The 13,991-nt window shown below is 67.0% G+C and carries 13 protein-coding genes; 6 read left to right on the top strand and 7 right to left on the bottom strand.

Annotation, left to right across the window (positions count from 1 at the left end; translation table 11 throughout):
• Positions 1–50: 50 nt before the first annotated feature.
• The 6 genes from Q7J58_RS10365 (at position 51) to Q7J58_RS10340 (ending at position 6,547) form a co-directional block, all read left to right on the top strand.
• Positions 51–668, top strand: a complete 618-nt coding sequence (locus Q7J58_RS10365) for a TetR/AcrR family transcriptional regulator (RefSeq protein ID WP_304827197.1) — start codon at positions 51–53, stop codon at positions 666–668.
• Complete coding sequence (locus Q7J58_RS10360; RefSeq protein ID WP_304827194.1) at positions 665–1,873, top strand: efflux RND transporter periplasmic adaptor subunit; 1,209 nt, start codon at positions 665–667, stop codon at positions 1,871–1,873. Before Q7J58_RS10365 ends, Q7J58_RS10360 begins: the two co-directional genes overlap by 4 nt.
• Positions 1,870–3,060: an ABC transporter permease gene (locus Q7J58_RS10355; RefSeq protein WP_304827188.1), complete on the top strand. Its 1,191-nt coding sequence runs from the start codon at positions 1,870–1,872 to the stop codon at positions 3,058–3,060. The genes Q7J58_RS10360 and Q7J58_RS10355 overlap by 4 nt, the downstream gene beginning before the upstream one ends.
• Entirely contained in the window at positions 3,057–3,782 is a 726-nt protein-coding gene (locus Q7J58_RS10350) for an ABC transporter ATP-binding protein (protein WP_304827185.1), read from the top strand. The genes Q7J58_RS10355 and Q7J58_RS10350 overlap by 4 nt, the downstream gene beginning before the upstream one ends.
• Positions 3,783–3,995: 213 nt before the next feature.
• Positions 3,996–5,099 carry a patatin-like phospholipase family protein gene (locus tag Q7J58_RS10345; RefSeq protein ID WP_304827182.1) on the top strand — a complete coding sequence of 368 codons (1,104 nt, stop codon included), beginning with the start codon at positions 3,996–3,998 and terminating at the stop codon, positions 5,097–5,099.
• Positions 5,096–6,547: a GntP family permease gene (locus Q7J58_RS10340; RefSeq protein WP_304827180.1), complete on the top strand. Its 1,452-nt coding sequence runs from the start codon at positions 5,096–5,098 to the stop codon at positions 6,545–6,547. The genes Q7J58_RS10345 and Q7J58_RS10340 overlap by 4 nt, the downstream gene beginning before the upstream one ends.
• Positions 6,548–6,614: 67 nt before the next feature.
• On the opposite strand, the gene dctP is transcribed toward Q7J58_RS10340, so the two are convergent.
• The 7 genes from dctP to Q7J58_RS10305 form a co-directional block, all read right to left on the bottom strand.
• The gene (gene dctP, locus Q7J58_RS10335; protein ID WP_304827177.1) at positions 6,615–7,697 is read right to left on the bottom strand and encodes a TRAP transporter substrate-binding protein DctP; all 1,083 of its coding nucleotides are present in this window, start codon (positions 7,695–7,697) and stop codon (positions 6,615–6,617) included.
• 216 nt (positions 7,698–7,913) lie between these two features.
• Positions 7,914–8,918: a 2-dehydropantoate 2-reductase gene (locus tag Q7J58_RS10330; RefSeq protein ID WP_304827174.1), complete on the bottom strand. Its 1,005-nt coding sequence runs from the start codon at positions 8,916–8,918 to the stop codon at positions 7,914–7,916.
• The gene (locus Q7J58_RS10325) at positions 8,915–9,685 is read right to left on the bottom strand and encodes a class II aldolase/adducin family protein (protein ID WP_304827172.1); all 771 of its coding nucleotides are present in this window, start codon (positions 9,683–9,685) and stop codon (positions 8,915–8,917) included. The genes Q7J58_RS10330 and Q7J58_RS10325 overlap by 4 nt, the downstream gene beginning before the upstream one ends.
• A gap of 53 nt (positions 9,686–9,738) precedes the next feature.
• Positions 9,739–11,118 (bottom strand): MmgE/PrpD family protein, encoded by a 1,380-nt coding sequence (locus tag Q7J58_RS10320; protein ID WP_304827169.1) that lies wholly within the window; start codon positions 11,116–11,118, stop codon positions 9,739–9,741.
• Positions 11,119–11,144: 26 nt separating this feature from the next.
• On the bottom strand, positions 11,145–12,161 hold the full coding sequence (locus tag Q7J58_RS10315) for a TauD/TfdA family dioxygenase (RefSeq protein ID WP_304827167.1): 1,017 nt from the start codon (positions 12,159–12,161) through the stop codon (positions 11,145–11,147).
• Between the two features lie 54 nt (positions 12,162–12,215).
• Positions 12,216–12,533, bottom strand: coding sequence for a DUF4387 domain-containing protein (locus Q7J58_RS10310; RefSeq protein ID WP_304827165.1), 318 nt, complete (start codon positions 12,531–12,533; stop codon positions 12,216–12,218).
• A gap of 2 nt (positions 12,534–12,535) precedes the next feature.
• Positions 12,536–13,906, bottom strand: coding sequence for an acyclic terpene utilization AtuA family protein (locus tag Q7J58_RS10305; protein WP_304827163.1), 1,371 nt, complete (start codon positions 13,904–13,906; stop codon positions 12,536–12,538).
• Positions 13,907–13,991 lie beyond the last annotated feature (85 nt).

The raw sequence follows: 13,991 nt of genomic DNA, 5'->3' as shown, positions 1-13,991 counted from the left end.
AGCAGGGACACGGCTTGAATATAAGTAATTGTTGAATTACATTTAGGGCCATGTTGTCCAAACAGCCCACCGAAACCCGCCAGGCCGCTCTGGTGGCGGCCGCGCTGGCGCTGGCTGCCGAGCGCAGCCCCGCCACCGTGACCACCGCCGAGCTGGCGCAGGTGGTGGGCATCACACAAGGCGCGGTGTTTCGGCACTTTGACAGCAAAGAAGCCATTTGGCTGGCGGTGATTGACCACGCGCACCGCACCTTGCTGCACCGCTTGCAGGCCGCCGCTGCCGCCCACGCCGCACCCTTGCCAGCGCTGCGTGCGGTGTTCATGGCGCATGTGGACTTTGTGGTGGAACACCCGGGCGTGCCGCGCCTGATTTTTCAAGAACTGCAGCAGCCGCACGACACCCCACTGAAGGCGCGGGTGCGCGGTCTGATGCGCGACTACCGGTTGCTGTTGATGCGCTTGCTGCAACAGGCGCAAGACCAGCAGGCCCTGCAACCCGGCACCGACCTGCAAGCCGCAGCGGTGCTGTTCATTGGCTCGGTGCAGGGGCTGGTGATGCAGTCGCTGCTGAGCGGCCAGGTGGGCGCCATGCGGCAGCAGGCGCCGGGCGTATACCAACTTTTACAACAAGCGATGTCGGCACCTTGCGCCACCCAGGAAACCCCATGACGATGAAACCCCCAAACACCCGCCGCCTGTTGCTGGGCGGCTTGGCGCTGGCGCTGGTGGCCGCGCTGGCCTATGTGGCACTGCGCACCGGGCCGCTGGCGCCTATCAAAGTGCAAACCACGCGGGTGGGCACTGGCAGCGTGAGCCCCGAGATTTTTGGCATTGGCCAGGTGGAAGCGCAGCGCAGCTGGATGGTGGGGCCGACGGTGGCCGGGCGGGTGCGCGCGGTGCAGGTGGACGTGGGCGACACGGTGCAGCCCGGCCAGCCGCTGGCCGAGATGGACCCGGTGGACCTGGACCAGCGCATTGCCGCGCTGGACGCTGCGATGGCGCGGGCGAAAAGCACACAGCAAGCGGCAGCGGCGCAACTGACCGATGCGCAGGCGCGGCGTGCGCTGGCGGCGGCCAACTTCAAGCGCAACCAAGACCTGGCGAACCAGAACTTCATCAGCGCGGGCGCTTTGGAAGCACGCACGCAAGAGGTGGCTTCGGCCAGCGCGGGCGTGCAGGCGGCGCAGGCCAACCTGAGCGGCAGCGCGCAAGACGCCACCCGGCTGCAGGCCGAGCGCGCGGCGCTGGTGCAGCAGCGTGGCCGCTTGAAACTGGTGGCCCCAGCCCTTGCAGTGGTGACCACGCGCGAGGCCGAGGCGGGCAGCACGGTGGTGGCGGGTCAGGCGGTGTTGCGCCTGGTGGACCCGGCCAGCTTGTGGATAAAACTGCGGGTGGACCAGGGCCGCTCCGCCGGGCTGGCACCGGGGCTGGCGGCGCGCATCGCGCTGCGCTCGCGTCCGGGCGAGACGCTGGCGGGCACGGTGGCGCGGGTGGAGCTGTTGGCCGACAGCGTGACCGAAGAGCGGCTGGCGATGGTGGCGTTTGACGCGCTGCCCGCTGGCGTGTCTGTGGGAGAAATGGCCGAGGTGACGCTGGCCCTGCCCGCCACCGCGCCGAGCCTGCTGCTGCCCAACGCGGCGGTGGTGCAGCACGCTGGCCAAACCGGCGTGTGGCGGCTGGCCGACGGTGGCCTGGCTTTTGTGCCGGTGACGCTGGGCGCACAGGGGCTGGACGGCTCGGTGCAGGTGCTGGGCCCGCCAAAAGGAGGCCTGAACGAGGGCGACACGGTGGTGCTGTACAGCCAGAGCGCGCTGAAAGCCAAGGCCCGTATTGCGGTGGTGGACCCACTGGTGCCCGCCGGAGGCGCCAAGTGATCAGCCTGGCGGGGCGCGACATTCTGCACGGCTGGAGCAAGTACGTGCTGACCGGGCTGGGCCTGGGACTGCTGATTGGCGTGACGCTGACCATGGCCGGTGTGTACCGGGGCATGGTGGACGACGCGCACGCGCTGCTGAGCAACAGCCGCGCCGACCTGTGGGTGGTGCAGCAAGACACGCAGGGGCCTTACGCCGAGTCGTCGAGCATCAAGGACGACGTGGTGCGCAGCGTGCGCGGCATGCCCGGTGTGGGTGCTGCGGCCAACGTGACCTACTTCACCATGCAGGTGGCGCACAAGGGCCGCGAAAACCGCGTGATGGTGGTCGGCATGGAGCCCGGCATGCCCGGCGCGCCGGGCTACCTGGTGGCTGGGCGGCACCACACGCGCAACCACTTTGAGGCGGTGGCCGATGTGAAAACCGGCTTTGCGCTGGGCGATGTGGTGCGCATCCGCCGGCACGACTACACGGTGGTGGGGCTGACGCGGCGCATGGTGTCGTCGGGCGGCGACCCGATGCTGTTCGTGCCGCTGAAAGACGCGCAGGAAACGCAGTTTTTGAAAGACAACGACGCCATCGTGAACGACCGCGCCCGCACCGCTGCCAACCCGGCCTTCAACCGCCCGGGCAGCCCCGGGCTGCTGGAGGCGGTGCAAGGCCTGCAGACCAGCAGCCGCAGCGTGAACGCGGTGCTGGTGCAGATCGCGCCGGGCTTCACGCCCGAGCAGGTGGCCGAACCCATCCGGCGCTGGAAGCACCTGAGCGTGTACACCCGCGACGGCATGGAAGACATTTTGGTGGTGAAGCTCATCGCCAATTCGGCCAAGCAGATCGGCATGTTTCTGGTGATTTTGGCCATCGTGAGCGCGGCGATTGTGGCCTTCATCATCTACACCATGACCATGGGCAAGCTGCGCGAAATTGCGGTGCTCAAGCTCATCGGCACGCGCGACCGCACCATCGCCGGGATGATCCTGCAGCAGGCGTTGGGCCTGGGCCTGATCGGCTTCGCGGTGGGCAAGGTGGCGGCCACATTCTGGGCGCCCGCGTTTCCCAAATTTGTGCTGCTGCTGCCAGGCGACGCGGTGACCGGCCTGCTGGTCACGCTGGTGATCTGCGCGCTGGCCAGCACGCTGGCGATACGGGTGGCGCTGAAGGTGGACCCCGGCGCGGCGATTGGATGAACGCGATGAACACACACACACCAGGCGGCATCTTGATTGAAGGCCTGCGCAAGGTCTACGGCCACGGCGACACCGCCGTGGAAGCGCTCAAACACGTCAACATGCAGGTGGCCCCCGGCGAGGTGGTGGGGCTGGTGGGGCCGTCGGGCTCGGGCAAGAGCACGCTGCTGAAATGCCTGGGCGCGATCATCGAACCCACCAGCGGCAGGATGAGGCTGGGCAGCGACGTGATTTACGACAACGGCTGGAAAGTGAAAGACCTGCGCGAACTGCGGCGCGACCGCATTGGCTTCGTGTTCCAGGCGCCGTACCTGATTCCGTTTCTGGACGTGACCGACAACGTGGCGCTGTTGCCCATGCTGGCTGGCATGCCGAACGCCAAGGCGCGTGCGCGTGCGCTGGAATTGCTGACCGCGCTGGACGTGCAGCACCGCGCCCGCGCCGAGCCCTCGCAGCTGTCGGGTGGCGAGCAGCAGCGCGTGTCGATTGCGCGGGCGCTGGCCAACAAGCCGCCGGTGATCTTGGCCGACGAGCCCACCGCCCCGCTGGACAGCGAACGCGCGCTGGGCGTGATGCGCATCCTGAACCAGATGGCGCAACACGCGCAAACGGCCATCATCGTGGTGACGCACGACGAGAAGATCATTCCCACCTTCAAGCGGATCTACCACATCCGCGACGGCCAGACGGTGGAAGAAGCGGGCGAAGGCCGCACCCTCTGAGCATCGACGGTGCGGGGCCCGTTCCCCACGGGAACCCCGCATCAGCCCCGTCCCCCGCTGGCGGCCCCGTATCAGCTCCTTCCCCCTCTGGGGGAAGGCTGGGATGGGGGCTCTCCGCGCCCACAGCCGTTGGACTCGACCGGGCCCCTTGGCAGTGCCATATGCTGCAACGCACAATAGAACCTGCTCCCGATTTCCGCAGAACCACCGCCCATGACACGCCCCAACCGCCCACGCACCCCAAACGCCCCCGCCCGCGCGGCCGACGCCAAACTGCAACTGGACCTGGCCCTGCAAGGCGGTGGCTCGCACGGCGCGTTTACCTGGGGCGTGCTCGACCGCCTGCTGGAAGAAGAATGGCTGGAAATCGCGGCCGTGAGCGGCACCAGCGCGGGGGCCATGAACGCGGTGGCGCTGGCGGCGGGCCTGATGGACGGCGGGCGCGAGGGCGCACGCGCCACCTTGCGCCACTTCTGGCAACGGGTGGCCGAGCTGTCGCCGTTTCACCACATTCAAAGCAGCCCCCTGGGTGGGCTGATGGGCTCGGCCACCGCCTGGATGGCCCCGTGGGTGGAGCCCTGGCAACAGGCCGCCAGCGCGCTGGGCAGCCAGCTGTCGCCCTACCAGCTGAACCCGCTCAACCTGAACCCGCTGCGCCAGATTTTGCTGGACACGGTGGACTTCGAGCGCGTGTGCCGCTGCGACAAAACGCAGCTGTTCATTGCGGCCACGCAGGTGCGCACCGGCGCGCTGAAGGTGTTTGACCAGCAAGGCCTCACGCCCGACATGGTGCTGGCGTCGGCCTGCCTGCCGCTGCTGTTTCAGGCGGTGGAGATTGACGGCGAAGCCTACTGGGACGGGGGCTACGCGGGCAACCCGTCGCTGATGCCGCTGATTGAACAAAGCGCGGCCGACGACCTGCTGCTGGTGCAGATCAACCCGATCGAGCGCGCCGATCTGCCCACCCGGGCCAGCGACATTCTGGATCGCATCAGCGAAGTGACGTTCAACGCCAGCCTGCTGAAAGAGCTGCGCTCGATTGCGCTGCTCAAGCAGCTGATTGAAGACGAAGGCCGGCCCGGCCACCAGTACCGCAACCCGCTGTTTCAGCGCGTGGAGGCGCTGCGCGTGCACCTGATCGACGGCGGCGCCTCGCTGAGCACCCTGGGCGCAGCGAGCAAGAACAACACGCAGTGGAAGTTTCTGCTGCAGTTGCACGACCTGGGCCGCACCGCAGCCGGGCAGTGGCTGGAACAACACGGTGCCGACATGGGCCAGCGCAGCAGTTGGGACCTGGCACAGGTGCTCGCGCCATGACCAGCATTGCAGGCATTGTGTTGGCGCTGGTGCTGCTGATGGCGCTGGCCTACCGGGGCGTGAGTGTGTTGCTGCTGGCGCCGATCATGGCGCTGCTGGCCACGCTGTTCAGCCCGCAGGCACCGCTGCTGGCCAGCTACACGCAGGTGTTCATGCCGGCGCTGGGCGGTTTTGTGATTGCGTTCTTTCCGCTGTTTCTGCTGGGCGCGGTGTTTGGCAAGCTCATGGAAGCCTCGGGCGCGGCGCGCGTGATTGCGCACGCCATCGTGGCCTGGCTGGGGGCGCAGCGCGCCATTCTGGCGGTGGTGCTGGCCTGTGCGGTGCTCACCTACGGCGGTGTGTCGCTGTTTGTGGTGGCGTTTGCGGTGTACCCCATTGCGGCGGCGCTGTTTCGCCAGGCCGACCTGCCCAAGCGGCTGATCCCCGCCACCATTGCGCTGGGCGCCTTCACCTTCACCATGACGGCGCTGCCCGGCACGCCAGCCATACAAAACGCCATTCCCATGCCTTACTTCGGCACCACGCCGTTTGCCGCGCCGGGCCTGGGCCTGATCGGTGGCACGGTGATGCTGGTGCTGGGCACGCTGTGGCTGGTGCGCCGCGCAGGCGCTGCCACGGCGCGCGGTGAAGGCTACGGCGAGCACGACGAGCCCGCCGTGTTGAGCGACCCGGCTTCGGCTTCGGCTGCACCAGCCTCAGCCTCAGCCTCACCCCCCACAGCCGCATCCCACACCGACTTCAACGGCCGCGCCTTTGCGCGCGCCATCGCGCCGGTGGTGCTGGTGATTGCGCTGAACTACCTGCTGGCCACCTGGCTGCTGCCCGCACTGGACACGTCTTACCTGGCCGAGCCGCGCTTTGGCGCCACGGCCATTGGCAACGTGCGCGGCATCTGGGCCGTGATTGCCGCGCTGGCAGCGGCCATTGTGTTGCTGGTGCTGCTGCAGCGCCCGCACCTGCCGCACCTGAGCCGCACGCTGGAGCAAGGCGCCAGCGGCTCGGTGCTGCCCTTGCTGAACACCGCGTCGCAGGTGGGTTTTGGGGCGGTCATCGCGTCGCTGGCGGGCTTTGCCCTCATCCGCGATGCGGTGCTGGGCATTGCGCCGGGCAACCCGCTGGTGTCGGTGTCGATCGCGGTGAACATTCTGGCGGGCATCACGGGTTCGGCCTCGGGCGGCATGAGCATTGCCCTGCAAACCCTGGGCGAGACCTGGCTGACCATGGGCCAGGCCGCCGGCATTGCGCCCGACCTGCTGCACCGCGTGACCGCCATCGCCACCGGTGGGCTGGACGCCCTGCCGCACAACGGCGCCGTCATCACGCTGCTGGGCATTTGCGGATTGAACCACCGCCAGGCCTACGCCGACATTTTTGTGGTCGCCGTGGCCATTCCGGTGCTGGCTTTGGTGGCGGTGGTGGTGCTGGGCAGCGCCCTGGGCTCGTTCTGAGCCGCGCAACCAGACACGACAAAGCCGCCTGCAGGCGGCTTTGTCAGCCCAGCACAGGCCTGGGCGTTCAGATTTTCGCTGTGGCGATGTAGCTGTCGTAGCGCCACTCCGAGAAGCGGCTCCACAGCACCTGGTCGCGCTGGAAAGCGCGCATGTCCTGGTGGATCTTCTTGAACTCGGGCGACTTGGCCTCGTGCTCGGCAAACACCGACATCGCGGCTTTGAAGCCTGCGTCCATCACGTCCTTGGAGAATGGCTTGAGCTGGGTGCCCGCGGCCACCAGGCGCTTGAGGGCCATCGGGTTCTGGGCGTCGTACTTGGCGGTCATGTCGCGCGCGGCCACGGCGCCGGCGGCCCGCACGATGGCCTTGTTCTCGGCCGACAGGGCGTCAAAAGCTTTCTTGTTGATGAAGAACTCCAGCTCGGCGCCGCCTTCCCACCAGCCGGGGTAGTAATAAAAAGGCGCGACCTTGTTGAAGCCGAGCTTTTCGTCGTCGAACGGACCGACAAATTCGGTGGCGTCCAGCGTGCCTTTTTCCAGCGCCTGGTACACCTCACCGGCCGGCATGTTTTGCGCCACCACGCCCAGCTTGGCCATGGTTTCACCAAACAGGCCACCGCCCAGGCGCATCTTCAGGCCCTTCAGGTCGGCCACGGTCTTGATCTCTTTGCGGTACCAGCCGCCCATCTGGGTGCCGGTGTTGCCGCTGCTCATGGAGGCGATGTTGTAGTGGGCGTAGAACGCGTCCATCAGCTTGCGGCCGTTGCCGTGCTCCATCCAGGCGTCCATGTGGCGCGCGGTCAGGCCGAAGGGCACGGCACAGCCGAACGCGAAGATGGGGTCTTTGCCGGTGAAGTAGTAGGGCGCGGTCTGCGCCATTTCGACGGTGTTGCCCTGAATGGCATCGACCACGCCAAAGGCCGGCACCAGCTCGCCGGCCGCGTGCACAGACACCTCGAACTTGCCGCCCGACAGGGCCTTGACGGTTTCCGAAAACTTCTCGGCCGAGCCAAAGATGGTCGGCAGCGATTTGGGGAAGCTGGACGTCAGGCGCCAGCGGACCGCGGCTTGCGCATGCACGGCCGGCGCAATGCCAGCGGCCAGGACGCCGGCGATGCCGGTGTTTTTGATGAGGGAACGACGATCCATGGAAACTGCACTCCTGAGTGATGTTGTCGGTGGGCGCGGGACAAAACCCGCCGCGCGCACCCCTTGCAAAAAGACAAGGGGGGACACCATACCCCATCGGGTAAACCCTAGGATGCGCCCCAGGTGACAAGGAGCAAGCGGAGTAAGGCGTGACATTCGTCACAACTCAAGCACTCCAGCCGGTGCCACGCCCACCACCGGCCCCCAGCGCACCGGTCAGGCGGTGTCTGGGTAAAGCCCGGCCACGCGCGCTTTCAACCGCGCCAGGCCCATCAAGGTGTCGATGTTCGGTGTGGGTACCTGCAGTTGCTGCGCCATGTCCAGCACCACGGCCACCAGGGCGTCCAGCTCCAGCGGTTTGCCAGCTTCGGCGTCTTGCAGCATCGAGGTGCGAAACGCGCCGAGCTGTCGGGTCACGGCGTGGCGCGCTTCGGGGTCGGCGTCGATGGGCAGGCCGATGCGCTGGCCAATGGCCGCGGCCTCCTGCATGCAGCGCGACATGAAGGCGCGCACGAAGCCGTCGGCCACGATGCGGTCGCCGGTGGCACCGGTGAGTGCAGAGATGGGGTTCACCGTCATGTTGCCCCACAGCTTGAACCAGATCTCGCGCTGGATCGATCCGGCCGCGTCCACCTCAAAACCGGCCTGACGCAGCAGCGCCAGGATGTGCTGGGCACGCGGCGTGTCGGCGCCGCCGGTGGGCTCACCCACCACAAGCCGCCGGCCGGCCACATGCTGCACCACGCCTGGCGCAGGCACCGTGGCAGACAGGTGCGTCACACAGCCCACCACCCGCGCGGGCGCGATGGCTTGGGAGATGGCGCCCTGCGGGTCCACGCTGCTCAGCTGCAACGGAGCCAGCGCTGGCGCCAGGCCATGAAAAAACCACCAGGGCACGCCGTTCATGGCCGACAGCACGGTGGTGTGCGCACCGAGCAAGGGCGCAATGTCGCGGGCCACGCCCCCCAGGCCGGTGGTCTTGACCGCGACGATGACCAGGTCCTGAACCCCGAGTTCGGCCGGCTGCTCGGCCACGGTGATGGCGTGGTGCGTCACCACCGGTTGCCCGTCCAGCGTCTCGCGCAGTTCAAGGCCACGGGCACGCGTGGCGGCGAGTGTGTGCCCGCGGGCGACCGCACTGACCGGAATTCCGGCGCCCACCAGGCGCGCCGCCACCAGCCCACCCACAGCCCCCAGCCCGTAAATGCAGATGTTTTTCATGGCGTGGCTCCATGCGCGTCGCCCAGATCGCGAAACGAGGGGTCGAGACGCTCCACCTGCCGCGTCAGCGCGGCGAACACGTCGCGGCCCGCGCCATGCCGGGGGTCGAACTGCAAGGCATCGGCACTGGCTTTGCGCTGAATGGCCTCGGGGATGGCGATGGCCGGGCCCAGCGCCGCACCCGCCACCTGGATCTCACACGCGCGCTGCAGCGTCCACAGGTAGGCAAAGGCCTGCGCCACCGTGTTGCCCCACGAGAGCAGGCCGTGGTTGCGCAGGATCACGGCCTGGCGGTTGCCAATGGACCGAACCACGCGCGGCCCCTCGTCGGCGTGCACAGTGATGCCTTCGAAGTCGTGGTAGGCCACGCGGCCATGGAGCTGCGCGGCGTAGAAGTTGTCCATGGTGAGGCCGGCCTGACTGCCCGCCACGGCGCAACCTGCCGTGGTGTGGGTGTGCATCACGCAGTGGGCCTCTTCAATGCCGCTGTGGATGGCCGAGTGCAGCGTGAAACCCGCCGGGTTGACCGGCCAGCGCGCATCGCCCACGGTGCGGCCGTCCAGGTCGATCTTGACCAGGTTCGACGCGGTGACTTCGCTGTAGTGCAGTCCGAAGGGATTGATCAGAAAGTGCTTCTCGGGCCCGGGAATGCGCACCGTGATGTGGTTGTAGATGAGCTCGGTCCAGCCCAACAGGGCAAAAATCCGGTAGCAGGCGGCCAGCTCGTTGCGCAGGGCCAATTCGTCGGCAGACAGGGTGTGGGACATGGCGGGTCAAACCTCGGTGGGTGGCGGTGGGTGGGTGCCGGGTGGTGGCCCGCTCATCGCCCGGTGGGGACGACAAACAGGGTGTCCACGGCGTTGGGCTGGTCCATCGCCTGGATGGCGTTGAACAAGGCGGTCTCGCCGCCGGCGCCCAGGGTGTCGCGCACCAGCAGCGAAAACTTGGCACGCAGTTCGGCGGCGCTGAGCATGGTTTCGGGTTCGCCGCGCGGTGCGTAGACGAACTCGCGCCAGGTCTGGCCGTCGCGGGTGCGGATCTCCACCACGCCCGAAAACGCCGTGGGGAAGTTGCGCTCGCATTCGGCGTCTTCGTACACGTCGATGCGCTGCATGAGGGCGCGAATCTCGGGGTCGGCCAGCGCGGGCTCGTAATCGTCCCAGCCCATGTGCCGGTGCTTGAGGGCGATCGACAGGCACAGGTGGGTGGAGAACTGGCAGTCCACCACGTTGTGGGGGTTGCGCCGGCGCGCCTGGGGCTCGCCCACCACGTACACGCTGCGCCTGGCCAGCCCGACGCGCACCGATTCGATCTGGGCGATGTCGATGGTGTGTCGGGCGTGCAGGTTCATCACCGCGTCCAGCGGCGCGTGGATGCCGCGGCAGCACGGGTAGGGCTTGAGCCCCGAGCGCAAAATTTCCCAGACGGTGCCCAGCCCCTCGACGGCTTTGTCGGGTTGTGGCGCGGGCGAGTACACGTTGAAGAAGCCCTCTTTGCCCTCAAACGCCTGCGTGGCACCGGTGTAGCCCCGGCGCGCCAGCGACGCGGCCAGCACCCCGCCCGCGGCCGCATTGCCCACGTGAAAGCGCTTGGTCCAGGCGCCGTTCACCACAAACTGCCCGGTGCCGGCGGACTCGCTGAGCGCGGTTCCAAAAGCGTGTTCCATCTGCTCGGGGCTGAGCTTGAACAGGTTGCCCGCCGCCGCCGTGGCGCCGAACACACCGACGGTGGCGCTGGGGTGAAAGCCCCGCTCACCGTGTTTGAGCACCGGCAGCCCCAGGGCGACGCGGATCATCACCTCGTACCCTGCCACGATGCCGACGATCAGGTCGCGTGTGCTGGCGCCCACCATCTGCGCGGCGGCCAGCGCGGCCGGAATGATGGGTGCGCCCGGATGCAGCTGGGCGGGTGCGTGGGTGTCGTCAAAGTCGAGGCTGTGCGCCGCGGCGCCGGCCAGCAAGGCAGCGGCCTGCGGCAACCAGCGCTCGGCACTGCCCTGCACCTGCAGGGTGCCGCTGTTGAGCCCGAGGTCGCGCAAGGTCTCTTTGAGCACCAGCGACGAGTCCAGGCTCTGCGACCGGATGATGATGCCGCTCAGGTCCATGAAGAGCAGCTGGGTGCGCTCGACCACCTCCGGGGGCAGATCCTCAAAACGCAGGTCGGCGGCGAAGCGGGCCAGGGGCTGTGTGACGGCGGTCATGACAAATCCTTTTGCAACACGGCCGCTCAGGCGACTTGTTTGAGGGCGGGGATGCCCCGGCGCACGAACGAGGCGAAATCGGGCGACAGCTGCACGCTGTCTTCCAGGTTGATCCACATGCGCAGCAGGTAGCGCTTGCGGCCGTCGTCGTGGTCGAAGTAGTTGCTGCGCGAATGCAGCGTGATGTAGTTGTTGATGATCTGGATGTCGCCCGGCTCCAGCATCATGTCCACCCGCATGTCTTCGCGCGTGCCCAGTTCGTGCACATAGTCGATGGCCGCTTGCTGCAGCGGGGTCAAAGGTACGCCCCGCTTCTTCGCACCGGTCTCGATGATCTTCTTGGCAAAGGCGCAGTTCACGCGGCCGTTGTTGTATTCAAAGACCGGAATGGGCGTGGCCGTCACCTCGTTCGGGTCGGCGTTGGGGCCGTAGCCGCGGTAGTCGTGGTAGAAGCCCTCGTACAGCACCTCCAGGTATTCCGGGTGGTGCTGCAAGACCTCGTTGTGTATCGCCACGGTGCTGACGAGGCTGCTCATGCCACCTTCCTGCGCCTGCTCGACGCACAGCAAGGAGACCACGTCGGCCAGATCGGTGTGCGGGTCGAGCAGCTGGTTGGTGGTGTTGTTGCGGCGGTTCGGGTCGGACGAGTTGAGGGCCAGATCGGTCACCGCGGCCACGAAATCGCCAGCCACGTTGTGCGAGATCACCTGGCCCATGTGGGTGCCCAGGCCCCAGTAAATGGTCTTGATCTCGTCTATTGTGTAGCGCTGCACCGGGAAGCCCTTGAGCAGCACAAAGCCCCGGCCGTTGCGGATCTGGTCGTCGATGCTGCGCAGCTTCTCTGCCAGCACGGGCAGCACGAAATCTTCTTGGCCGAACTCGCCCCAGGTCTGGCCGCTGGCCTGCACCTGGCGAAAGGCCGCGTCGATTTCCGCCAGCTCGGCGGGGGTGAGGTGGTAGGTCCAGGAGCTGTCGTTCTGAACGTCGGCGGCCTTCCAGGCGGTGGCGTCCTTGACGGGGGTGCGCAGGATGTTCTTGGTCATGGTGGTGTCTCTTGGTGTCGGGGTGATGTGTGGGTGATCCGTGCGGTGTGTTCCTCAGCCGCGCGGCGGGACGTCCAGATCGACCAGCGGGCCGAACTGCTGGCCGCCGAACAGGTCGGTGTCGGCCGGGTCGCCCGAGGTGACCAGGCGGGGCACCGTGACCTTGATGGCGTTGCCCGGCGCGTAGTTGAAGAGCCGGACCTTGGACTCATCGACCTTGAAAAAGGCCGCCATGGCGGGCTTGTTGATCACGCCACTGGCGACCACGTGCTCGTAGCTGGCGGCGTCAGGAAACATGATGTCCAGGGTGAGCTGGAACGGGCCGGCGTTCTTGGTCCGGATGAGTTTGGCGATGTCGCGCAGGCGGGTCATGGTCAGGTCTCCTCGTAACGAATGGGGTGCAACTCCAGCGGGTCGTCGAGCTCCACCACGTGGTTGAGCACGAACTGGTAGGCCTCGCCGAGGTTCCAGAAGTGGGGCGCGATCGGGAAGGCGAGGTTGGACAACAGCCCTTGCCACTGGGGCACCGAGTGGTGCAGCACCATGTGCGCGGCCTGGCCGGCAATGGCGTAGGCCACCTCCTGGGTTTTCGCCAGCGTGACCATGAGCACGCCGATTTCGTTGCCGATGCGCTCGGGGAAGGGCTCGCGATCGCCCATCACGCCGGACTTGCCGTACAGCTTGTAGTGAATCTGGTACTGGTCGCGGATGGCCGGTCCGTACACGGCTTCGACGTTTTCGGCGATGTGGTCCTTGAGCCCGTCGAACCAGCTGTCGAACTGCTCCAGGATGACCGGGTCGCGCACACCGCCGAGCACCATGGCGCGGTAGCCGATACGGCTCGCACCCTCCAGCTTCACCGTGTAGGGCATGGGACGGAACTGGCTGCCGCTCACGCGCACCACGCGGTCGTTGACGGCCTCGTACTGGGCGCCGGTCAGGTCCATTTCGCCCCCCGGCTCCAGCATCCGGTACGGGTCGGCGGTTTCGTACAGCGCGTGGGCGGCCACGCTCAACGGGGAACACTGCTGCGTGGGACTGACGGGCTCCAGCGTGAAGTGGTCGTCGGTGACGGTGCAGATCATGCCTTCGGGCTTTTCCATGGTGACCACGGCGGCACCGCCGCACTCCATGATCTTGGCGGCGTGCCAGCACAGCCCGGCCGGGAATCCGCGCGCCACCGGGATGGCGGCAAAAATCGCGGCATCGGTGGAGCGGCCGGCCAGCACCACGTCGGCGCCGCCGTCCAGCGCCGCGACATAGGCTTCGGCGCCCATCATGGCCACGATGTGGTCGGCCCCGGACAGAACGTCTTCGCTGAGGGCGGGCGCGGGGTCCAGCGCGCGGATCTTGCCCGCCCGGTATTTTTCAAGCAGCACCTCGCGCGGTGGTTCGGACTCGATCACTGCCAGGCGAAAGTGCAGGTTTTCTTCCTGGGCGATCTCCCGCACGATCTCACGCACCCAGTTCAGGTTCCAGTTGCCGCCACTCCCACCGCACGAACCAATCAGCAACGGAACCTGGATGGAGCGGGCGCCCGTGACCAGGATGCGCAGGTCGCGCTTGATGGCGGCGCGGGAAAAGAACGGCTTGTTGCCGCCCAGGTTGGCGGGTCCACCGTCGGTCGAACCCGCGTCGCAGCCGATGAAAGCGAGGTCGGGCGAGAGCGCGGCGCGGAAGTGGTTTTCCGAAAAGCCCACGCCCAGGATGCCGGTCGGAGAAAGGTATCGGATGTGTCGTGTCATGTGCGTTGTCTCCATGAAGGTCTTGATTCAGAATTTTTCAGTATTGATAACATTTGTTATTGATTGGACAAAAAAAGAGGACACC

The sequence above is a fragment of the Hydrogenophaga sp. genome (assembly GCF_030656115.1).
In the GTDB taxonomy this organism is placed as follows: domain Bacteria; phylum Pseudomonadota; class Gammaproteobacteria; order Burkholderiales; family Burkholderiaceae_C; genus Hydrogenophaga.
Note: the sequence above shows the minus strand (reverse complement) of the source record. Positions and strands in the feature narration are given on the sequence as shown.